The sequence below is a fragment of the Ruegeria sp. YTSC002 genome, assembly GCF_059609845.1.
The window spans coordinates 49,054-69,051 of the sequence record NZ_JBXWML010000015.1; the positions used below are offsets into that span (position 1 = coordinate 49,054).

At 61.0% G+C, this 19,998-nt stretch carries 20 protein-coding genes and 2 pseudogenes; 3 read left to right on the plus strand and 19 right to left on the minus strand.

The window, feature by feature from the left end; genetic code table 11:
- Positions 1-116 precede the first annotated feature (116 nt).
- Entirely contained in the window at positions 117-410 is a 294-nt protein-coding gene (locus AC2FFD_RS20225) for a hypothetical protein (protein WP_496873962.1), read from the plus strand.
- 28 nt (positions 411-438) lie between these two features.
- On the opposite strand, the gene AC2FFD_RS20230 is transcribed toward AC2FFD_RS20225, so the two are convergent.
- From AC2FFD_RS20230 to AC2FFD_RS20245, 4 genes are read right to left on the minus strand one after another with little or no spacing between them, the layout of a single operon-like run.
- Positions 439-855 (minus strand): hypothetical protein, encoded by a 417-nt coding sequence (locus tag AC2FFD_RS20230; RefSeq protein WP_232367832.1) that lies wholly within the window; start codon positions 853-855, stop codon positions 439-441.
- Positions 848-1,138 (minus strand): type II toxin-antitoxin system prevent-host-death family antitoxin, encoded by a 291-nt coding sequence (locus AC2FFD_RS20235; RefSeq protein WP_496752627.1) that lies wholly within the window; start codon positions 1,136-1,138, stop codon positions 848-850. The genes AC2FFD_RS20230 and AC2FFD_RS20235 overlap by 8 nt, the downstream gene beginning before the upstream one ends.
- Before the next feature lie 41 nt (positions 1,139-1,179).
- Positions 1,180-1,824, minus strand: a complete 645-nt coding sequence (locus AC2FFD_RS20240; protein ID WP_068247247.1) for a DUF8835 domain-containing pootine — start codon at positions 1,822-1,824, stop codon at positions 1,180-1,182.
- The gene (locus AC2FFD_RS20245) at positions 1,817-2,236 is read right to left on the minus strand and encodes a hypothetical protein (protein WP_068247244.1); all 420 of its coding nucleotides are present in this window, start codon (positions 2,234-2,236) and stop codon (positions 1,817-1,819) included. The genes AC2FFD_RS20240 and AC2FFD_RS20245 overlap by 8 nt, the downstream gene beginning before the upstream one ends.
- 114 nt (positions 2,237-2,350) lie before the next feature.
- Between AC2FFD_RS20245 and AC2FFD_RS20250 the strand changes: the two genes are divergently transcribed.
- The gene (locus AC2FFD_RS20250) at positions 2,351-2,518 is read left to right on the plus strand and encodes a hypothetical protein (RefSeq protein ID WP_496752625.1); all 168 of its coding nucleotides are present in this window, start codon (positions 2,351-2,353) and stop codon (positions 2,516-2,518) included.
- On the opposite strand, the pseudogene AC2FFD_RS20255 reads toward AC2FFD_RS20250, so the two are convergent.
- From AC2FFD_RS20255 to AC2FFD_RS20315, 13 genes and pseudogenes are all read right to left on the minus strand, one after another.
- Positions 2,511-2,750 (minus strand): annotated as a pseudogene (locus AC2FFD_RS20255) (DUF6915 family protein); the annotation flags it as partial. The gene AC2FFD_RS20250 and the pseudogene AC2FFD_RS20255 overlap by 8 nt on opposite strands.
- Positions 2,751-2,906: 156 nt before the next feature.
- Positions 2,907-3,344, minus strand: a complete 438-nt coding sequence (locus AC2FFD_RS20260) for a hypothetical protein (protein ID WP_416548824.1) — start codon at positions 3,342-3,344, stop codon at positions 2,907-2,909.
- Positions 3,341-5,488 (minus strand): hypothetical protein, encoded by a 2,148-nt coding sequence (locus tag AC2FFD_RS20265; RefSeq protein WP_416548822.1) that lies wholly within the window; start codon positions 5,486-5,488, stop codon positions 3,341-3,343. Before AC2FFD_RS20265 ends, AC2FFD_RS20260 begins: the two co-directional genes overlap by 4 nt.
- Entirely contained in the window at positions 5,485-7,311 is a 1,827-nt protein-coding gene (locus tag AC2FFD_RS20270) for a hypothetical protein (protein WP_496873963.1), read from the minus strand. The genes AC2FFD_RS20265 and AC2FFD_RS20270 overlap by 4 nt, the downstream gene beginning before the upstream one ends.
- Positions 7,308-8,729: a tyrosine-type recombinase/integrase gene (locus AC2FFD_RS20275; RefSeq protein ID WP_416548818.1), complete on the minus strand. Its 1,422-nt coding sequence runs from the start codon at positions 8,727-8,729 to the stop codon at positions 7,308-7,310. Before AC2FFD_RS20275 ends, AC2FFD_RS20270 begins: the two co-directional genes overlap by 4 nt.
- Before the next feature lie 195 nt (positions 8,730-8,924).
- A pseudogene (locus AC2FFD_RS20280) lies at positions 8,925-9,068 on the minus strand (DUF6915 family protein); the annotation flags it as partial.
- A gap of 10 nt (positions 9,069-9,078) precedes the next feature.
- Positions 9,079-9,570: a DUF6878 family protein gene (locus AC2FFD_RS20285; RefSeq protein ID WP_416549363.1), complete on the minus strand. Its 492-nt coding sequence runs from the start codon at positions 9,568-9,570 to the stop codon at positions 9,079-9,081.
- Between the two features lie 102 nt (positions 9,571-9,672).
- The gene (locus AC2FFD_RS20290; RefSeq protein ID WP_068242596.1) at positions 9,673-10,191 is read right to left on the minus strand and encodes a DNA repair protein RadC; all 519 of its coding nucleotides are present in this window, start codon (positions 10,189-10,191) and stop codon (positions 9,673-9,675) included.
- A 109-nt stretch (positions 10,192-10,300) separates the two neighbouring features.
- Positions 10,301-10,741 (minus strand): JAB domain-containing protein, encoded by a 441-nt coding sequence (locus AC2FFD_RS20295; protein ID WP_068242599.1) that lies wholly within the window; start codon positions 10,739-10,741, stop codon positions 10,301-10,303.
- Between the two features lie 125 nt (positions 10,742-10,866).
- The gene (locus AC2FFD_RS20300; RefSeq protein WP_068242602.1) at positions 10,867-12,066 is read right to left on the minus strand and encodes a hypothetical protein; all 1,200 of its coding nucleotides are present in this window, start codon (positions 12,064-12,066) and stop codon (positions 10,867-10,869) included.
- Between the two features lie 173 nt (positions 12,067-12,239).
- Entirely contained in the window at positions 12,240-13,379 is a 1,140-nt protein-coding gene (gene tcmP / locus AC2FFD_RS20305; protein WP_068242605.1) for a three-Cys-motif partner protein TcmP, read from the minus strand.
- Between the two features lie 12 nt (positions 13,380-13,391).
- Entirely contained in the window at positions 13,392-14,147 is a 756-nt protein-coding gene (locus AC2FFD_RS20310) for a DUF5131 family protein (protein WP_068242608.1), read from the minus strand.
- 240 nt (positions 14,148-14,387) lie between these two features.
- Positions 14,388-14,792, minus strand: coding sequence for a single-stranded DNA-binding protein (locus AC2FFD_RS20315; protein ID WP_068242612.1), 405 nt, complete (start codon positions 14,790-14,792; stop codon positions 14,388-14,390).
- A 424-nt stretch (positions 14,793-15,216) separates the two neighbouring features.
- Between AC2FFD_RS20315 and AC2FFD_RS20320 the strand changes: the two genes are divergently transcribed.
- Positions 15,217-15,537: an H-NS histone family protein gene (locus tag AC2FFD_RS20320; protein WP_194098500.1), complete on the plus strand. Its 321-nt coding sequence runs from the start codon at positions 15,217-15,219 to the stop codon at positions 15,535-15,537.
- A 215-nt stretch (positions 15,538-15,752) separates the two neighbouring features.
- Here AC2FFD_RS20320 and AC2FFD_RS20325 read toward each other — a convergent pair whose 3' ends face one another.
- Positions 15,753-19,103: a DEAD/DEAH box helicase gene (locus AC2FFD_RS20325; protein WP_496752620.1), complete on the minus strand. Its 3,351-nt coding sequence runs from the start codon at positions 19,101-19,103 to the stop codon at positions 15,753-15,755.
- A gap of 396 nt (positions 19,104-19,499) precedes the next feature.
- Positions 19,500-19,664 (minus strand): hypothetical protein, encoded by a 165-nt coding sequence (locus tag AC2FFD_RS20330; protein WP_165595903.1) that lies wholly within the window; start codon positions 19,662-19,664, stop codon positions 19,500-19,502.
- Positions 19,665-19,998: the final 334 nt, after the last annotated feature.

Sequence of the window (19,998 nt, forward strand, 5' to 3'; positions counted from 1 at the left end):
GGCCTGACCTTCCCCGGCCCTCCTCTTCCTCTCAAACCCCATGATTTCCGGAGGCGGCTTGCTTTTGTTCCTGTTATGTTCTATTTTGAAAGCCACGCTATGAAGGGAGATCCCCGATGGAAAGCACCGCTAACGCCCTGCCCGCGACGCCAAAGCAGATCGCCTATGCGCGCGCTCTGGCCCTGCACAACCAGACGCTTCTGCCGTGGAAGGTTCAGCAAGATCGGCGCTCCTTGAGCGCCTGGATCGACGCACAAGCCAAGATGAACCCGGGTGCGCAGGACAGCCGCCCAACATCGAAGCAGGTCGCCTTCGCCGAACGCCTCGCCCGGATCAAGCGCCGCGCCGTGCCGGACGAATGTTTCCGCGACAAGGGGCTGATGTCGAAGTGGATCGACGGGAACAAATGAAGCTGGGTAGCCCCTGCGGTGATTGAGACTACTTCAGCCGATCAACAATCGATGCCCCGCCCGACCTGGCAAGCGCGATCAGGCTGGACTGGATTTTGGATGTGAAGACGGAACTGAACGTGCCGATGGGCGTGCGGTCCTCCCAGACATAGGACCGCTCCAGAATATCGGTGTTGATCTCGTCCAGCATGACCCATTTGCGGACATGGGTCTCCAACCCCACACGCTGCGACTCGATCTGTGGCACCTCGATGCACTTGCGCGAGGGCAAGGGCGGTTGCGTCGTGATCGGCAGGATGAACACCACGGTCTCGCTATCGGACTTGGCGACAGTGACGGCGATACAGACAGGCCGTGTCTTGCGGCCCTCGGTCTCGCCCGCCATCTGCTCGCGTTTCCACAGGAACGGATAGCGGAAAACCTCTCCAGCCGCAGGCTTAGTCATCCGCCTGCGTCAAGTCCCGCTCGAGCCCTTCTATCATCAGCGTCTTGAGATCCTCGGGCATCTCTTCGAGCATGTGAGCCTGCTGCGTGGCCCCTCGGGTGAGTTGCTGATACTGATCCATGCTCATCAGCACGAATTTCGGCTTGCGGTGCTTCGTGATCGCGATCGGCGACCGGATAGCCGCATCGAACAGGTCACTTGTGTGCCGCGTCAGGTCGGCCGCCTTGAACTCGGGAAGATCATGCATGATCGGGGTCTCCATTTGTGCAGAATATACATACATTCTGGATATTCTGCAAGAGATGGGTTGAGCCCTCCCATGTGTCATCCGAACCGCCGCCCCCCTGCGGTGAAGGTGTATTCATTGGCAATGATGCCGTCCTCAACGGACTCGTCCGAGGTAAGGTGGTCGTATTCGCTCTGAAGCTGACGGTAGAGCCAGCGGGCAAGGTCGCGCAGCGCCTCGGTCACGGTCTCTTCTGCGTCCTCGGTGGGCGGCTGCCATGTCGGGCTGTCGCGGGTGACGTCCACCGACATCGTGTATTCGTGGTAGTAGCGACCGCGGTGGCTGACCTCGGCAGCGAGCTGGTAGAAGTTACGCCGCTGGATGGCCTGCAGCCGGTCGGCGATGCCATGTAGCGTCGCGTCGGTCGGGGCGTAGTCCCGGATGCGCGCAGCGACGCCCTTCGCGTGACCAAAGTACCCTTCGAACGACGCTCCGTCACCCTGGCTCCAGAAACCTGAAAACCAGATGCAGGGTTTGGCCCGCGTCTCGCCGCCCATCAGCCGCACAGGCGTGGTTTTGAGCCGGACGCCGAGAATATCGCAGATACGTTCGAAATCTTCGTAGACCGTGTCCCACCAATCGTCGTGAGGCCCAAGCTCGCGATACCAGCTGCGCGCCTTTTCCTTGGCTGCATCTGAAAGCTCGGGGAACTGGTAGACGGTGGTGCAGATGACCTCAGGCATCGACGTCCTCCCCGTTCAGCGCGGCGGCCAGCCATTCTTGCGTGCTGGTCGCGCCGATGGACTTGCGGGCACCAAGATCGATGACATGCGCGCCACCGCCGAAAGCGTCGAGGCGCGGCCGGGAGCAGGTCAGGGAATATTGGAACCCCCAGAGGCCGGTGAGATCGAGCTCTTCCGCAAGGCGCAGCACGAAGCGGATGACCGCCTCGACATCGCCGTGCTCGTCCTCATGGATCCAGAGGGTGCTGCCCTCGGGCGCGTCCTGGCACGCAAGAGTGAAGCCCGAGACCTCAGGCTCGTCTGCGTGCTGATCCGCAGCGCGCAGGTCATGAAACAGCTCGAGTGCGCGGGCGGCCTTTTCGGGGCTGCCGACGTCGATCAGGCATGAGAAATGGGTGAAGTAATCCGCCATGGGGACCTCCTGAATGGGGAAAACCCGGCCGGGCGGCCGGGCGTTGTGTTCGAATGAAGGGGTGGTTGGGGACGATCAGCCGGTGAGACTGTCGCCCGCTGCCTGTCGTGCGGCATGCGCGCAGAGCATCTGCCGGTAGAAACGCTTGCGCGCGGTCCGGAGGCCGCAAACGGCGCGCGTGTCGGGGTGCAGCGCCCGGACCGCCGCGCGCAGAACTGTCTGGGGCGACGCCGTCGGCGGCAGACCGAGGCGCAAGTATGCGGGATCAGTCATGTCAGCTGACCTCGACCACGGGCGAGGCGTGATGCGGATCGACCTGCGCCTCGATCCGCTCGGACCGGCCCATCCAGGGTTCGGGCCGGATGGCCTTCACCCAATCGGCAAAGCTCGGGATGAAGCCGAGATCCTCTTTCACATGTTGTTCGCCAACCCATCGGGTCGGGATGATGCGCCCGGTCGAGAGCGTGAGGGTCTGGCCGAAGATCGTCTCGGCCATGAATATGCCCTCCGCATGTTATCTGGACAGTCAAGTTGTCTCTTTTTGAAAACTTCTTGCCATCATTGGGGTTTTCCCGAGTGGCATGGGTGAGACAGTTCATGGGGGCTCCCTCTCTTCTTATCCCTGTTTCACCCCCACCCAGCTCACCTCTTTCTCTTTCTGATCGTGACCTCAGGTGCCGCCCTGGGACGGCGGCCTGAACGGCAGGACTTTCGGGTCAGCCCGCACGATCTGCTCTTCAAGAACCGCGATCAGGCGGCGTTGTTCTTCACCCTGCAGCGCGAGGATCTGGATTTGTTGCGCCAGGGTTTTGACGGTCGCGCGCAGCTCGGCCATCTCGCCACCGCGTGCGGCCCGCAGCTCGGCTTCAAGTTCGCGGATACGCTCCTTCAAGCCCGCGACAGATCCCGACCGGAACCGCGCCTCCGCCGCACGAAACTCCGCAAGAACGGCGGTAGCCCGGTTGGCCGTTGCCCGGCTGACACCGGCCTCGCGCGCGAGATTGGCGACGGTGAGGCGCCCGTCGGTATGGACGGAGGTTCCTTCGAGCAGTCGCATCATGGCGGCGCGCAAGGCGACTTCGGTCTTCTGACTGACGGGCCGTGTCATACCTTTGGGTCCTCCAGATGAGCGATCAGCCGGCGCTTTCGATCATTGTCCTGTGTGATTGCGACCTTCTGAACCGCTGACAGGGTGTTGCCCTGCAGGAGGCGCTCACCCTCTTCGATCGAAGCCTGCCAGGGCGCAACATGACGCGTGGTCAGACAGGAATTGGGGCAGCGGTCCGGGCTGCAGCGCGAAATCACCGGGGCCACCGGCTTGTCGTCGGGCCGCAGGCAGAGGGCGCTGGCGGGCTCAAAGAAGCAATCGTTCAGAAATCCGACATGCAGCGTCTTTCCAAGATGCGCCAGCATCGTTCTCAGGCGCTTCTGATCGAGGATGCGCCCGGGCAGATCACCGAGGGTGTCCCGAACGTGGTCGAACTCCTGCTTGAGGCGGGACGATGCCGGTCCGCCGGGCTCGTCACCCTGCAGGTAGGCCTCATAATAGGCGACGACATCGTCCAATTGACCAAGCGCCCGTTCCTGCTCGACTGCCCGGCGAAAATCGCCATGCGGCGCGCCGGCATAGCCCTCGAACATCGCCACGGAGGCGTGCTTGTACTGGATCTTGCCAGCGATCACGCCGAAGGGGCGGTTCGCGATGTACCATGCGATGGTGCGCCGGAACTGCCGGGTGCTGAGATGCCATGCGCGCCCATCTACATGTGGAATTGCGGGCGGGTTTGCGACCTTTGCATCCAGACCGTCTCGAAACATCTCGATGATCGGCGACGCCTGCGCTGCCAGGTAGTCCGCGGTCCAGTCCCATGGCTTCAGCGAGACCCAGAGGGATCGAAGATCACGGTCGCCGCGCGCTCCACGCGACAGGGCTTCCATGGCCTCGACGGCACGGGCGACCGGCGCGATGGTGATCCAGTCGGCGGAAACACCCGCCGCCTCGCGATGCTTGTAGACGGTGCTCCGCACACGATAGCGCTCTATCAGGTTGTCGGCACTGCGTTCAACCGAAACGCAGCCCGGTTCCATGTCCTGCAACTCGCTGTCGCGCATTCCGGTCAGATAGGCGCAGACGATGTAGCAGGCCGCCTGCAGCATTCGTTCTTCATGCGGCAGGCTGTCCGTGTCGAAACGCTCCCGCCAGGGCAGGCAGGTATCGGGATCGAGGCTGATCGGGGTATCCATGCCGCCAACCTCGGTTCCCATCTCACCCGCCATCTGGTCCAGCATCCTCACGGTCGCGGTGGAACTACTGAGGTTCCCCGTTTGAGGACAGCCGATCTGAAGGCACATCAGCCTGAAATTATACGCGTTGCCTTCCTTAACATCGGGGACACCGCGGGTGGTGTTTGGACGGCGCTCCCAGATTGGCACGCCCCGCCCTTCCACCCGTCGGACCTCGAGCCAGGTACGAAGACGGTAGCGAAACCGTTCGTGGCGGGTCTGGCGCGCATCCTCGGCAATGATCTGGGCAGCACGGGCTTCAAGGCGATCCAGTTCTTCGTGCGCCGCGATGATATCCGGGGCGAAGACATCGACGTATCGCATCGACCAGTGGAGCAACGCGCCGATGACCGGTTCGGGGATGCGCGGCGTGGTGTTCTCCGAGCTCGTCCGGCTCCGACCGCTGACATTGCTTGCTGTGCGCCCACCCCAAGGCAGGAAGGGAATGCCGCCCCCGGTCACCCATGGCCCGAAATGATGGAGGTCGATGGGGACATCGACATAGAGGCGGATCTGTTGCGATGAACGTGCGCCGTCTGCCCCCAGATGCGCCAGATACGCGTCCAGCACTTGCTGGTCGACGCGCGCCAGTTCGACGGAACCGATACGATCGTGCAGGAACTCTCCGAAATGGCGCAGGAACAGCAATGTGCCCTTGGCGGTCGAGGGGCCGCACGGGCCCCGGTAGCTGCGCAGCGGCGCCTGAAGGCGGGCAAGCATATACTCCTTGGCGAGCCGTCGAAGCGCGGGGTCTGCAATGGCCCCGAAATCCACACGAAACGCGGCCGGACGCGCGTTGGCGCGAAACATCGCCGGACTGAGATCCCAGACATCGTCGCCGAAGCGGGACAGCATCGACCGCTCCGATCCCGGTCTGAGCGGTCTGCCTGCGAGGATGTCGGTGTCGTCGGGATGGATTGCCGATGGCAGCGATGGCCTTGCGGTCGCGAAGTCTGGATTTGCTCTCATGCGAGACCCGCCTCCGGGGGAAGGTAGATCTGTGCCGATTGACTGGCTGCGAGGGCACGCGCGGCGGCGAGATCGGGCTCAGAGAACTGCGGCAATATCTGCGCGACGATCCTGTGGTGGGCCCTCCCGAACTTCGCCTGCCAATCTGCTTCGGACAAAACCTTGCGCTGGTCCACGACGAAATCCAGAAACGCCATCAGCGCGGGAAGCTTGCGGGTGGTGATGACGCCGTTGCGGCATTCGAGGCAGCCCCAGAACGGCACCGGGCAGGCCTCTCCCGACGTGGCGAAAGGGCTGCTGTAGAAGCCGGAACAGCTTGCCAGCCATACATCCTGTTCGCCTGCCAGCATTGCCGGAACATCGGTCGCCAAGCCCTCCGGAAAACCGGGCTGTGCCGAAGACGGAGCTGCCAAGACTTTGGCCTCGGCCTCCGGGGTCAGCACGGTAGGTTGCAAGGCATCTTCGACAGCGTCCATCAGCGCCTCGGCGATGGTAGCTTCGTGGATCGGCCGCAAGGCGGGAATGTCCCCATAGTGGTTCGCGGCAACCTCGACGGTATGTCCAACCGCAAACCGGCGCAGCTGACCGCCGGTCTTGCGATACCACGCAGACTTGTGGGTCTTGCGCAAACGCGAGAGGCAGAGCTTCAACGGCTTCCCGTCATCATCCTGCAACCCGTGATGTTTGACCCAGACCTTTCTAGCGGATTGCATCGGCAGAACGACATCGGTCAGGCGGCCGCGGCAGTAATACGTGAAAAGCTGCTCGCTCTTGAGATGACCGCGCGCGGTCGCGGTCCACTGAATTGCCAGGCGCAGCAGGCCGCCCGGGGTACCTGAGCCGCCATCCCGAACCCGGAGCCGCTTCCACTCGGCATGACGTGCGCGGCGCTTGCAATAATCGATCTCGACATAGCCGCTGGAGGGGTTCTTGAGGCAATCAGCGCGCAGGGTCTTGATCGCCTCGATCTCGAGACCGGTCTCCAGCGACAGCAGAACGAACAGAGCAATCAGATCGCCGAGGAGCAGATGCCGCGTGCCATGCATCCTGTCGCTCAGCCCCTCATTCGAAATCCCCGCATAGTTCCGTGCCCCGTAGAGTTGACGAAAAAGGTCGTTCTTGACGGTAATGAAACCGACACGGTCGATCTCCGCGAAGGCGTCCATCTCCAACCGGTCGATGCGTGTCTTGCACTCCTGCGCAAGCGCCGACCGGAATCGCTCGACGATCGCCGCGACGTCGGTACGCGCGGCCGCCTTCAAGGCCGCCCGGACACTGTCGCTGTAGGCATCACGCGGGCGCGGTGGAACACCTGGGCGCGTGCTGACATAGAGCAACCGGCGGGAAGCGGCCTCGGAAAGGCGGCCCCGTTCTCCCGCATCCGCCAATCGCAGCAGCATCACTACATCTCCCATCTGGTGGCGGCGATGGTTGGGATGCTGCCCGCGCTCATCCATCCAGGCGTCGAAGCCTTCGATGGTGGTGACATCCATATCGGCAAGCGCATGCACGGATGAGCCTGTCGCATCGAGATAGCGCCAGAACCGATGGACAGCCTCTGCCAGCGACATGGCGGTGCGGACAGTGCCCGCCGGGCCACCGACCTGACACGCCTGCCAGAGTGCTTGCGTGAAGGAACGCGCAAGCGAAGCACGACCCGGCAAACGCGTTAGGTCCATCGTCGCGGTCCGTCCGGCCAGGGTAATCTCGAAACGGCCCGCGGCGATGGCAATGGCCGCAGCGGGGCCGGGATCTGGAAGGTGTTCGGGAAAGCTTGCCCTCCGTCCCGGGCGGGGCTGTGAGACGCGGGCTCTGCCGGTCATTGTTCGTCCGCCATGAGTTCGTCGGTCCAGCGATCCGCCGCCGCATCGACGAGTTCCTGCGCCTCGGCAAGGCTGTCGAGATAGATGTAGGTGCTGGTGATGTTCGCGTGGCCGAGGAGGTGTTGGAGATGGCGGAGCGGATCGCCAAGCATCTGGCGATAGGCAGCACCATGCGCATCGGTCGGGTTGAAGATCCTGCCCACCTGTTCGCGTATCAGCATCGACAACATGTTGACCGCAAAGGTGTGCCTCAACATGTGCGGCGTGACAGTAATATCGAGACCGAAGGCCTGGCATCGCTGGCTTGCCCTGCGAAAAGCAACCTCCCAGGTTCCGGACGACACGGGTTGACCACGCTCAGTGAGCCAAAGCGATGCGTGTTCAGGCATCCCATCAGGCGATCGCAGCAGCCGTTGGCGGTCTTGTGGCCGGAGCTTGGTCAGCGCGATGCGCCGGCCACTGCCATCGATGGCGCTGCGGCCATCGGGTGACAATACGAGGGGGACGACCGGAGGAGGCGACGCCTTGGCGGCGGCAACGTGGCGCTCGATATCGCAATAATCCCCGATCAGCTTGAGCACACGGCGCGGCAACCGGATGCGGCGCGGGCGTTCGCCCTTGGTGATCGCGCTCGGAAGATCGAAAAGAAGTATCCGCGGGCTGTCCGACGTCAACCGAGGCAGTTCGTCGATGATCAGGCTGCCAGCCTCACCGAGGCGCATCCCCGTTGTTACGAGCAGTTCCGCGAAGACGGCATTCCGCTCGCCATTGCGGCCGCGCCAGGCTGGGTCCTCGGACCCGTCCGGCAATCTTCCTCTCAGGCCGATATCCCGGAACGCGAGGTAGCGGCCGATATCGACGAATTGCATGTCATGCGGGCGTGCGGCACGTTCCCGCGCCCTGTTACCCTCGACGACCTTGGGCGCTCCACGCCCTTGCCCATGACGAAAGGACAGGTCGTAACGAAACGGGGAGGATGCGATCAGGCCCTCTTCGAGCGCCCACCGATACAATTTGTCGAGCGCCGCGATCGCCCTGTTCCAGCTGGATGCCGAAATCCGGAACGGTGCATCCGACAAACGCCGTGCATGGTGAAACGCGATGACATCGTTGTAATCGGCACGCCAAAGCTGCTTGCCACCACGCCGTTCTTCCAGAAAGCGCATCCAGACGAAGATGTCATGGGCGTAAGCGCGCAAACTGTGCCGCGAACGAACCCCCATGGTCTGACAGGCGCGAAAGAACCGGTTCACTTCATGCAAGTAGCTTCCGTTCCGATCCAGAAAGAACGGCATGCCATCCATCAGGCCGATCCTGCCAGCGGCCTCGGTGAGGGACACGGAAAGATCGACCGGAACGCCTTCGACCGAAACTGGCGCGCGCAGCGCCGATCCGTCGGTGAAATACAGCTGCACCATCCATCCTCCAAAGGCGTTCGCGTCCAGCAAACGACGCCCGCGACTCCAGTCGCGCTCAAACCGAAACGCCGCCAGCCCCGTCCCTACGGCCCTTTTGATGGAGAGCGGGCCGGGGCTGGCTCATCTCTCAATCCCAAAGTTCCGCATAACCCGCGCCATGCACAGGAATAAGACGCTTCCATAGAGTCAGGATAAGGCATGGTGCCGCAGGGCCCGGTGCCGAAAATCGGCGGTGATCTCCTTGCTTTGGTCGAACCATGTATGCACCGCGATGAAATCATCGACCGTGCCGCCCCATTTCTTCACCGAGGACTGGGCGTGGTGATAGGGATGTGCCATCGCTGCCCCCTCAGAAATCGTGCGTGTAGAGGTCGGACGAGGTGAAGCGCTCGTTGAACTCGAGATGGATGCAACGTGCGGACGCGTCGAAGCAGAACTCGCCCCACGCGCCGTCATTGTTTTCCCAACCGCCATGGGTGTCGGAGAGGAAGTCGTAGGTGAGCTGCTCGACGACATCCTCCAGCGAGAGCTGCCGTATTTCGACCTCAGGGTCGTCCCAGGTCAGAGCGGCGTAGTCGATCTCGGTCGCGGGGAATTCAACGGCGGTCTTGCCGGACCACGCCTCGATGCTTTCGATCTGGCCGCTGTCACCGGAACCGTCGAAGGTCACGGTGACATGGGTGATGCCGGCGGCCAAAAGACCATCGAACAGGCGGTCCTTGTTGCCCGGGCGAAGGGCGAGGATCCGGGCGGTGCGTTCGGCATGCGCGGCAAGGATCGCCCCGAAATCGACGGTGGAAGGCCGCAGCGGGGCGGCCAGAGTGGGTTCAGTCTGGGTCATGGATAACTCCGTTCGGTGAGGACAGGTCAGACCCCCGGGTGGCGCACTCCTCTGCCCCCCGAAGGCTCAAACCCATCCCATCCCTCCTCTGTCTCTCGGGCGTCACGCCGCGATCTGCAGCGCCCGGGCGGCAAAGGCGCGCCAGAGCGGGTCGACCAGACGCGCATCCAGCAGATCGGCACGGTGATGCAGTCGCTGCGCCAGTTCAGGCTCGTGCCAGTCAATGGCACGTCCAGCCTGGGCGCGAAGTTGAACAGCCTCGGTCACGACGGCCCGCGCCTCAAGAGCATTGGCGACAGGGTGGCACCAAGCCACAGCGCCATGACTGGCGGCCCCGGCAAGAACCAGGCGCTGGTCGCAATCAAGGATGGCCAGAAGCTGCGGCGCTGCATCGGAGCCGTTGTCCTCGGCAAGCTCAAACGCCCCCTGCATGGCATCGGCCAAGATCGCAAAACGCTCAACGACCACGGGGGCAGCGGTGCCCGACATCAGGGCTGCAGGCGTCCGGTGCATCCGCGTCAACGCGAAAGGCAGGCTGGGATCAGGAGCGACAGCTGGGCCATTTGGGACGGGGCCCATCGGGCGCGGGCTCGGCTGAATCGGCAGGGGAAGATCAAACATAGCAATGTCTCCAACGGCGCGGGAAGCCACTCTCCCCGCCTCATCCGTCAAAGACCAAACCGCCGCCCTCTTGCTCGAAGGGGCGACGGTAGCAAGTCTGGTGCCACGATCAGAGCTTGCCGAGGGCCCGCAGGCTCAGCTCCGTTCCGGCACCGACGATGATGTGGTCATGCAGCGTCAGGCCGAGATACTTGCAGCCCTTCTGGATCTCCTTGGTCATGCTGAGATCGGCCTCGGACGGCGTCGGATCGCCCGACGGGTGATTGTGGATCAGGATCAGGGCGCTGGCGTTCAGCATCAGCGCCCGCTTGATCACCTCGCGCGGATAGACAGGGACATGATCGACTGTGCCGGTCGACAAAAGCTCATCGGCGATGATGCGGTTCTTGCGGTCGAGATAGAGGACATGGAATCGCTCGATGGGACCTCGGACGGTCAGAGCGCAATAGTCCATCAGCGCCTGCCAGCTCCCGATGACCGGGTTCTGGCTAAGGTAACGGCCGAGGATATCGCGGGCCTCGAGGACGATGGTTTCTTCCTGGGGGGTCATGGGGGTCTCGCTGAAATGCGCAGGCCGAAGCCCCCCTGCCCTCTCGGGCGGGGCCAGTGGCATGCATTTGGAAGGGGAAAGCGCGACCGCCGCCGATGCAGGCGGTCGCGTTGTCGAGCCCGGCGTCAGCCGACCCGGTCGAGGAGCTTCTTGGCGCGCCCCTCCATGTCGAGGCGGGCATCCTGCTGGGTCTTGTCGCGCGCAAGCCGCGTGATGCCCTGCACGAAGTCGAAAATACTCTCGGGCGGGCGGCCCTCTTCCATCAGCACTTTCTCGATGATCTTCCCGGACTCCGCCTTCGAGAAGCCCCGCTTGCGCAGGAAATCCGCGCGATCCTCGTCGCTGCGCGCTACGATCTGCTGCCGCGCTGCCTTGATGCCGTTCACGAAGCCCTGCGGCGAGGAATTGGCGAAGCGCGTCAGCGCCGGTGCCGCCTCATGGGCAAAGCGGGAAGCGGCGTATTTCGAATGGCGGATGCGGATCTCCTGGAAATCCTCGACGCCCCACAGATTCCTGTTTTGACACACCGCCCGCAGGTAAAAGCTCGCCATGCCGAGGGTCTTGGCACCAACTTCGGAGTTCCAGCAGTAGAAGCCGCGGAAGTAGAGATCGGGGGAGCCGTCCGGTAGCTTGCCCGCTTCGATCGGGTTGCGATCGTCGACCAGGAACAGGAAGACGTCGCGGTCCGAGGCATAGAGCGTGGTCGTGTCGCGGCTGATCTCGACATCGGGGTTGTAGACCCCGGTCGACCAATCGAGCACGCCCGGCACCTTCCAGCGCGTGTCGCCGGTGCCATTGCCCGCGATGCGCTGCACCGCCTCGACCAGCTCGAAATCGTGGATGCGGCCGTAATCGGGGCCGGTCACGGCGCGCAGTTCTTTGCGGCCATCTTCGGTCTCAAAAGTCTTCACCTGTTCGGCGCGGTGGTTGGTCAGACCATATTGCAGGTTGATCCCCGCCAACGGCGCGGGCAATTGCCGCAGATAGGAGGCCGGGGCGCCGACGATGCTGGCAAGCTGGCCGAACGCCCAATGCGTGGGCGCGACCGGTTCTTGCGCCTTCGGCAGCATCAGGTGCAACCGCTCGGGGTTGTCGCGCGCGGCCTCGACGCGGATATCCGCCGTCTGCACCACGCGGCTACGGCTGCGCTCCGACCGGCCTTTCACATTGGCCCAGAGATCATCGAGTGACAGATACCGCTCGTCATCCGGCCGGTTGAACCATTCGGACGACACCCGCCCGTTCCGCTCACCCCGGCTCACATCCACTTTCCAGCCACCCGCCCGCGCCGGTGCGACCGGATCCAGAACTTCCACAACACCCATCGGTATTCCTCCGTGACAGGCGCCGGAAGCCACTCTCCCAGCCTTTAACCTGTCGCGAAAGCAACCAGCCTTTCTCTCACTCTAAATCGGTTTGGGAAGAGGGTGGGCGTCTGATGAACATGCGAAGGCCAGCTTGCGCTTGGCGCGAGCCGCTATTCGTGGCTTTAGGTCTCTCAGACCAAGAAGATTGCGGTATCCGGCTGGGGAACTCGCTTTCTCGGCGGAAGTTCGAAATTGATGACGCCCCGCTCCCGCATATCCAAAAGGACACTGTTCAGATGCTTGCGGCGAATTGGAACTTCCTCCATCGCCTGATTGAACATCGGGCCAGGAAATGCCCGCATTCGGCCTTTCAGGAAACTCACGATTATCTCCTCAGCCCGTTTTCTATTCGCTTTGCACCCGACGCCTTTCTGTTCCTGCTGGATCGCTGCGATGTCGGCAGAAGAGAACAAGCTGACTTGCGGGCTGTCACCTTCGCGGAGGTTGTGACGCATCACTAGTTCCTGCTTCTCGACCTTCTCTTGAACGTCGCGGAATACTTCCAACCCGGACGGGCTCTGCGTACCGAGTATTAGACGCATCTTCACTCGCTCGCGCCTCGGCACCATGATCGAGAAATCGGGTAGATATGATGCCACTTTGTTCGAGCGCATCGCGGCCTTCATCAGGTACAGCATCTTCTGCTCGTTGCTCCAGCCGGCGGGTAGGTGCGCGAACTCATCAGCCCATGCCGCGTCCGCTAGGAACCGCCCGAAGGACGCCTCAACCTCGTGATATTCAGCATGTCGGTTGATGTGGTCCGACATGAAATTCAGCATGAACTCGCCATTCTGTTCACGCAGGAAGCGGAACACCTCTTCGTTACGAATGTTCCATCCGGTCGGGTCAATGAAGGTGAACGTGAAACCGTCAGTCACTTTGGTGGCGATCGCATTGAGGTTGTCTTCGAATGCACCTTCGAAAACGTGTATCTCGAACCGCCCTTTCGAAGCAGCGTACTCCCGAAGGCGCGCAACCGCTTCTGGACGCTGTTCGCAGAAACAGAAGCGAATTTTCAGTCCACCGACGCCGCGCTTTTCTAGATCAGCGCGAACAGCTTCCAAAGTGTTGATTGCCTGATCGAACGACGCATCTGAATACTTAGCGTCATCAGATATGCGCCAAGGTCCGGCAAAGGCATCTACGAAATTGAATGTAGGAGAATGGCCTTGCAGCGTCTTGTATGCCGCTGCTTGGAGGTATTTCGTCAGGAACTGGTGCTTAATGAATGATTGTTCGCGGTCGCGGTAAAGGTCTAAATCTGCTTCCATACGTGTTTCTCGCTATTGCAATTCGGCCATGATCGCCTTCGGCACGATTTGCCACGGGAACCCGTTCCATTCTTCGCCTTCGAGCAGACGACCGCCGGATTTCGGCCGCGCACCGCCCCACTGTTTGAAGAAGAAAGCAACTTCGTATCGCTCACAGGCAACGCGCAATTCGGTCGCCCACGCCGCTTCCATCGGACGAGCGCCGGGCCCACTTTCGCCGCCGACAATCGCCCAAGCAACACTTGTCAGATCGACCTCGCCAATCGGGCCTAGCAGCGGTTCGAATGAGATGAAGCGCGCATCCGAGTTGATCTGCCGAAGGTGTTCAATCCGCCCTTTGTGTGCGGCATCCTCGACGGACACGCCAAGCCAGATATGCGACGGCACTCGCCCACCGTTGTAGCGGCGGCGCACGTAGTTGCGCATCAGTGATGAGCGCTTGGTCAGGACTTGATAGACATGCCAGTCGGCGGCCTCCATCGCATCGAACACGTGGTCGATGAACTCACGCGGAATATCCTTGTGGAACAGGTCGCTCATCGAGTTGACGAAGATCATTCGCGGCTTCTTCCACTGTGCGAGCTGCCCAAGGCGTGACGGCCATAGGCGCAAGTCGAAACCTTGTTCGTATGGATGTCCTTGAATACCGCGCCAGCGTTCAGCGAACCTTTCTGCGTAGCAATGGTCGCAGCCGGGACCGACCTTCGTGCATCCCGTCACAGGATTCCATGTCGCATCCGTCCATTCGATTTCAGATTTCTGTGCCATCCTGCTCCACCTCTTTTTGTGGATAACTCTAATGGCATATACACAGATGAGGAACTCCTAAGTTTGTTGAACATCGATCTACGGAAACCCGCGATGCAAACTTTCAATCTTGGAAATGTTGTAAGTTGCGTCAGCGGCAGGTCGCTAGAGGTCAATTTGTATAGGCGCCAGACCGGTTTGAGCCAAGATTGGCCAATCCCGGCGGGTTTCCCCGCCGGGCCTAAGGGGAAGGCCCCGTTCTCAGAACGGGATCTCGTCGTCGCGGTCAACCAGCTCGGGGTTTTCGTTCTCGGCCGACTTCGGGCGGCTCAGGAAGTCGACCTTCTCGGCGATGATCTCGCAGCCGTAGCGGTCGTTCCCCATGCTGTCGATCCACTTGCTGTAGTGGATGCGGCCATGGACGAGGACCTTCATGCCCTTTTCGCAATGCTCCGCGACCGTCTTGCCGAGACCGTTGAAGCAGGTGATGCGGTGCCATTCCGTGTCCATGACCCGGTAGCCGTTCTCGTCGCGCAGGACGCGACCTTCCGAGAGGCGGGGGCGGGAGGTGGCGAGGCTGAAGTTGGTGATGTTGGTGCCGCCTTGGGTGGTGCGGACTTCGGGGGTCTGACCGATGTTGCCGGCGAGGATGACGATGTTCTGCATGATAAGCTCCTGTGTGTCCTGTCTTCGGGACCGTCCCTTCGACAAGACCCGGAAAAAGCCCGTCGGGCGACGCGAGCACGGTGGACAGCATGGACGCCGGAAACCCCCAGAGGACCGGGGTGGAGCGGGCAGCCCCAAAGGGGCAACTCGGCCCGGACTGACGCGGGGTTGCGCGCGAGAGCCCGAACGGGATTAGGGGATTGTCAGTCGAAGGGATGGCCCGGGAGACAGAGATGCGCGGGGAGCCCATGCCAGAACCCGTCACCCGGCCAATCGAGACCGCCTGACCCCAAGTTCAGCACCTGCCTGGCGGCAAAACGACGGTCACCAGCCTTTGCCACCCCTGCCCCAGCCTTCCGGGAGTTGCGGCGCCCTGCATCGACGGGCTATCGATACCGGGACATTCAGGACACGGACCGCACAAATGGCTGATTGCGATCTCGAGCCACTGTCGCTCGGCGAGCTGAAGAAAATGCAGAAGGACGTCGCCAAGGCGATTGCCACATTCGAGGATCGGCAGAAGGCGGAAGCCCGCGCCAAGGTAGAACCTGTCGCCCGGGATCTGGGCTATTCACTGGCCGAACTCGTCGGGACAGATAGCAAGACCAAGCGCGCTCCAGTCGCACCAAAATACCAGCACCCTGAGAACCCGGCCGTCACCTGGTCTGGTCGCGGGCGGAAACCGCAGTGGTTCGTAGACGCGCTGGCTGCTGGCACAACGGCTGGTGATCTGGAAATTCGCTGAAAGATTACCAACCCTGTGGCTAAAGAGTCCGAGGCGGATCGGTGCCCGACCCAGTCATTCGGGCCTGGCGCCGCGTATGATCGGTGCGGCTTCACTTTGGCCGCCAATGTCGTGCCGCGGCCCACATCGAAAAACTTTCAGAGTTGCCGATATTTGCTGCAAACCGTCTCAATGCCGGCTCATAAAAATATCCAACACTTGCTTCGCTGAGTCACCTAATTGGAACAATAGAACTTCAGCCGCGTGCTTGCTCTGGCACAGGCCGTCTGCATGGCATCCCAATGCATCAGGAACTGCCGCAGGCGGTTCGGCCAACGCTCTTGGTTCAGGCCCTCCACAAGCGCTTGCCTGCGCGCCATCTTCGCTCCGACAATCCAGATTTCACGATCAAAGGACGGATTTCGACACGACGCGTGGAGCAGATCGTTGAGTTGAGCAGATGTGAGACCGTTAGGATTCCGAAAGATGCGGCTACGACCATGTAGCCTGACTTGATTAGCCTGTACGTCGGTTTCCCATCGATCGGGCGTCCAGACCGTGGATGGCTGTCCGCGCGAGATAAACCCGAGGCTTGCGAGTGCTTGCCGACCGACATCCTGTAGTCCGCCGACATGATATCCGGTGCCGCCCCGCCCCACATCGCCGACCTTTGCGTGAACAAACACGATCTTCCTGTTATCAGGATCAAAACCTATGAAGTCCGCGGCTTCACGGCTATCGTCATCACACAACCAGACCGGTATGGCTTCAATTTCGGCGGTAAGTTTGTCATCCGCGATCCCGTTGGCAGCGCGCTGGCCTTCGCATGTTACCGAAAAAAGCCCGAAAATGGATTGCCTGTACCAATGTGCACGATTTGCGGCGTATTGATCGTCGCCCTTCTCGGTCAGGACATCATCGAGCGTGGGCGATGCGTGGATATATTCGAGAACCGGTTTGACGCCACCGTCCTGAACCCACTGCATCTTCGGTTCGTAGAAATTGCCCTCCGAATACACGACGCTGTCACGCTGTGTGAGAATTCGGAAGGCCTGCCCTTTGTTAAGCCGCTGTACGAGCGTCAAGGCCTGACGCCTATCCTCTCCTGCCTGCGCGGGAGCAAGCTCATCCAGCCTTGGGCTGGTAACCCTGTATTTGCGGGTTTCCGAAACGAACTCGACGCTACACGGCACATCCTCGTCGCCGATCTGGATCGTGAATCCGCCTGTTGCGCCATCCACCTCGGCACATAGATCAAAGTAATCGATGTCCTCAAGGAGAACCCAGGCCGCACCACCGGCCTCGTCGTCGCGCATGTCGTCAAGCGATGGGTCAAGCAGGATCGAAACCGGCTGGGCTTCTTGGTCATCGATATCTTCGACCAAGGCAGGATATCGATTAAAGACATGGCTTCGTTCCCGATCGGCATCCGCCAGCTCGGCGGCGATTTCTGTGGTCCATGTAACATAGTCTGCAACCGAAACATGGCGCTCCGAAGCATCGCGCAGGCGCGAGCGATTAAAGCCAACATACCGGGCGGTCCCGTTTACAAAACCGGCGGCAGTTGCAGGAACGAGCGAAGGATCAAGCAAATCGGTAAAAGCATCTGCAAAAGAACGAGTCCGCAGAGCCATTGCCCGGATCGCATGTTGGGACATGTCGAGAGAGGAGAAGGACATGCGGGAAAGTCGGGACGGATTGTCGTCACTCTCGGGGAAGGCCTTTTCCATGACCGACCTGCCCGCTCGTTTGAGGCTTAGGCCGTCCATATCCACCACAAGGCCTTCTGTATCGTGCATGAAAACGAGTTCACCCTGTTGGACAGCAAGGAAAACCCCAAGCTTCCATTCAGAAAAGAACCGGTCGATCAGGTACGGCGAGTTTCGCCACGCATAGTAGGAAAAACCGATCGAACCATCCGGCATGCCTTCAATCGGCGTGATCTTAAACCGGTCCTTGTCCATGATTGCTTCTTCGATCACCGTGGCGAACACACGGATGTCGGGAAGCGGTGCGGCAGTTCTCAGAACAGCGGCGGTTCGGGGAAGCTGGATGTCGCCTGCGGCGAGTGGCTGTTCGAACTCGAAGCGCCCCCGAAATTCACCGCCAATATATTGATACTCGGCCATGTATTCGAGCAGGCGGTCCGGAAGCGTAACCTCGTTCGTGACGATATGCGCGGTGTTCCGCGCCGCATAATCCTCGTAGCCTTGGTATCTCTCCCAAGTAGTCCGAATACGCTCGGCATTGGCAGGAGTGGAAAGAATCCAACCTGCCTGGGGTATACCATCCTCACCCCGCGAATATCTGGTCGCACGTCCAATCTGCTGCACGAGTTGTCGTGCATTGCCCATGAGATCGAAGATGGCGACGGCAACGAATGACGGATCGTCAATCCCCTCCATGAGCTTGTTCTGGTGAATCCAGAACTTCGCGTCAGGGCGGGACCGAAGAGCGGACGCGACGCTGGTGAACATGTCCCGGTTCTGCTGCGTCTTCTTCGCGCGGTCATGGATCACGACAGCTTGCGTTTCGAAGACGCGGTTAATCTCGGTCTGTAAGAGCGTGAGGGTCTCAAGGTCATCACCGCGCACCATGACTTTTGGCGTTACGCCGTTCAAAAACCAGCGTTCGGCCTCCCGCAGGCGCTCGAGCAATTCCTTGTGCAGAATGCCGACAAACTGTGGGATTGCAGCTTCCCGCACAACTGGTCCGACGTCGCCTTCTGGCACGATGATATCGGCGGGACGGATAATACGCCCGTCAACTGCCTGCCTGTAAGGGAAGTTGAAGAGATAACGTCCGCGCACACGAAACGACTTGTAGTCGTTCCTGTAAGGCGTTGCGCTCAATAGAAGAGTCGGCAGATTGAATTCTCGAACGCCGCGTGACCACGAGATAGCAGGCTCGTAATGACCTTCATCGACGATCACGAGATCAAACTCGTCCCGGATATGCGCTAAAATAGCTGCTGCAACTGCCGAACCGCCATCATCAGGATCTTGTGCCGTCTTGCGGATGTCGCCGAGCGCCTGATGCGTGCCGACCAGAATGGCGCGATCAGTGGCCTGATCGCCCAGATGCTGCACCACCATGCCGACATTCTTGGGCAAGAATTGTTCGACATACACGTTGTCAAGCGTGGTGCCGAACACGTCGGCCTCCGCGGTGAAGAGCGCCGAGCCGTTTGCCTCATACCCAAGGTGAGACCAGAAACGGTAACGGATGTCCGCCAGGAGTTGCTCAGTCAGCGCAGTGCGTGGCGTCAATACGAGAACACGGCGGACCTCCGGCAGACACCGCGCAAGGATCGCAATGATGCCAGACTTGCCTGTGCCGGTGGGTAGCTTTAGGAGCGCAGCTTCTGTGTGCTCGGGCCGCTCCGGTATCTGCTTGTCCCCGTGCAGATAGGCAACGACCGTGGCGATAGCTGCTTGCTGGTGCCCCCAGAGGTGTGGCGCATCGTCGACACCCTCCCAGAAGTTGTAGCTTCGAAGGTGCCGGAGGGTCCGCGAATAGGCTCTGTTATCGATTCCCTGTCCCGTAATCGACGTCCGCTCATCCGAAATTAGTTCTTTTAGATTCACTTTTTGTTTTCCTTGGCCGGATGGCAGTACGTCGATCGGCTTGCATACTTCGCCTTATAGTTGAAGCGTAACCACTTATTTTTTTGGCGGAAAGAGCTCTTACGAATATTCTAAGTCATTCAACTATCAAAGCATATGACATTGCAAAGGCCGCTTCGAACGCTGCATGCAGCACCGAAAGATAGAATTAATGTTCGGTCCGGCCCGGACATGTCGATATTCTTGGCGTTGTGGCAGTCGCGTTGCAACTGGCACCTCTACAGCTTCAGGCCATCTGGCGCTGCGCCATCGGCGGTCCACTGTTCCGAATATTTCACCGGCACCGTGCGAGAGCGCAACGACGCAGCAGAAGACGCTTCTGCGCCTCCGCGTGAGCCTGCCGGGGTAACCGTGGGCCTAAGCCCACGGGTCAATCTCAACCAGCACCTGAACCTCGTCGCCGTCGATTTCATCGGCGGGGACGGCGCCGAAGGATCCATCCCCTGCCTGGAAGACGACGATCGAGACCATGAGCGTGGCGGCGAGGGAGGCTGCGAAGGCGTGTGCATCTTTGCGGGACATCTGTTTGGCTCCTGTCTTGGAGGCGGGGGACCATCCCCCGCGCGACAGGACCTCGAAGGCCCGAATACTGGCTGACATCACCGGGTGCGTTCGGCTCGTCCGAATCCACCCGGCGGCACGGGCTTGCCCGTAGTCCGACCCCTCGCGGGTTGATCTCGAAGACAGAATTCGGGGCAAGGAAGGGAATGGCGAGCGGGGGATGGTCCCCCAACGTCAGGAGCGGATTGTCCCGCTGATGCTTCTAACGCCGCCAGCCTCCCGGCCACGCTCTTGGTTGAAGACTCCTTCTTTGGGGATGGATCCTTTGGTGCCCCGCGAACTCAAAGGACAAGGT

Excerpts from the sequence above, each read along its gene's own strand:
- AC2FFD_RS20225 (WP_496873962.1), top strand. The coding sequence starts at position 117 with ATGGAAAGCACCGCTAACGCCCTGCCCGCGACGCCAAAGCAGATCGCC.
- AC2FFD_RS20230 (WP_232367832.1), bottom strand. The coding sequence starts at position 855 with ATGACTAAGCCTGCGGCTGGAGAGGTTTTCCGCTATCCGTTCCTGTGG.
- AC2FFD_RS20235 (WP_496752627.1), bottom strand. The coding sequence starts at position 1,138 with ATGTATGTATATTCTGCACAAATGGAGACCCCGATCATGCATGATCTT.
- AC2FFD_RS20240 (WP_068247247.1), bottom strand. The coding sequence starts at position 1,824 with ATGCCTGAGGTCATCTGCACCACCGTCTACCAGTTCCCCGAGCTTTCA.
- AC2FFD_RS20245 (WP_068247244.1), bottom strand. The coding sequence starts at position 2,236 with ATGGCGGATTACTTCACCCATTTCTCATGCCTGATCGACGTCGGCAGC.
- AC2FFD_RS20250 (WP_496752625.1), top strand. The coding sequence starts at position 2,351 with ATGCGCGCAGAGCATCTGCCGGTAGAAACGCTTGCGCGCGGTCCGGAG.
- AC2FFD_RS20260 (WP_416548824.1), bottom strand. The coding sequence starts at position 3,344 with ATGACACGGCCCGTCAGTCAGAAGACCGAAGTCGCCTTGCGCGCCGCC.
- AC2FFD_RS20265 (WP_416548822.1), bottom strand. The coding sequence starts at position 5,488 with ATGAGAGCAAATCCAGACTTCGCGACCGCAAGGCCATCGCTGCCATCG.
- AC2FFD_RS20270 (WP_496873963.1), bottom strand. The coding sequence starts at position 7,311 with ATGACCGGCAGAGCCCGCGTCTCACAGCCCCGCCCGGGACGGAGGGCA.
- AC2FFD_RS20275 (WP_416548818.1), bottom strand. The coding sequence starts at position 8,729 with ATGGTGCAGCTGTATTTCACCGACGGATCGGCGCTGCGCGCGCCAGTT.
- AC2FFD_RS20285 (WP_416549363.1), bottom strand. The coding sequence starts at position 9,570 with ATGACCCAGACTGAACCCACTCTGGCCGCCCCGCTGCGGCCTTCCACC.
- AC2FFD_RS20290 (WP_068242596.1), bottom strand. The coding sequence starts at position 10,191 with ATGTTTGATCTTCCCCTGCCGATTCAGCCGAGCCCGCGCCCGATGGGC.
- AC2FFD_RS20295 (WP_068242599.1), bottom strand. The coding sequence starts at position 10,741 with ATGACCCCCCAGGAAGAAACCATCGTCCTCGAGGCCCGCGATATCCTC.
- AC2FFD_RS20300 (WP_068242602.1), bottom strand. The coding sequence starts at position 12,066 with ATGGGTGTTGTGGAAGTTCTGGATCCGGTCGCACCGGCGCGGGCGGGT.
- tcmP (WP_068242605.1), bottom strand. The coding sequence starts at position 13,379 with ATGGAAGCAGATTTAGACCTTTACCGCGACCGCGAACAATCATTCATT.
- AC2FFD_RS20310 (WP_068242608.1), bottom strand. The coding sequence starts at position 14,147 with ATGGCACAGAAATCTGAAATCGAATGGACGGATGCGACATGGAATCCT.
- AC2FFD_RS20315 (WP_068242612.1), bottom strand. The coding sequence starts at position 14,792 with ATGCAGAACATCGTCATCCTCGCCGGCAACATCGGTCAGACCCCCGAA.
- AC2FFD_RS20320 (WP_194098500.1), top strand. The coding sequence starts at position 15,217 with ATGGCTGATTGCGATCTCGAGCCACTGTCGCTCGGCGAGCTGAAGAAA.
- AC2FFD_RS20330 (WP_165595903.1), bottom strand. The coding sequence starts at position 19,664 with ATGTCCCGCAAAGATGCACACGCCTTCGCAGCCTCCCTCGCCGCCACG.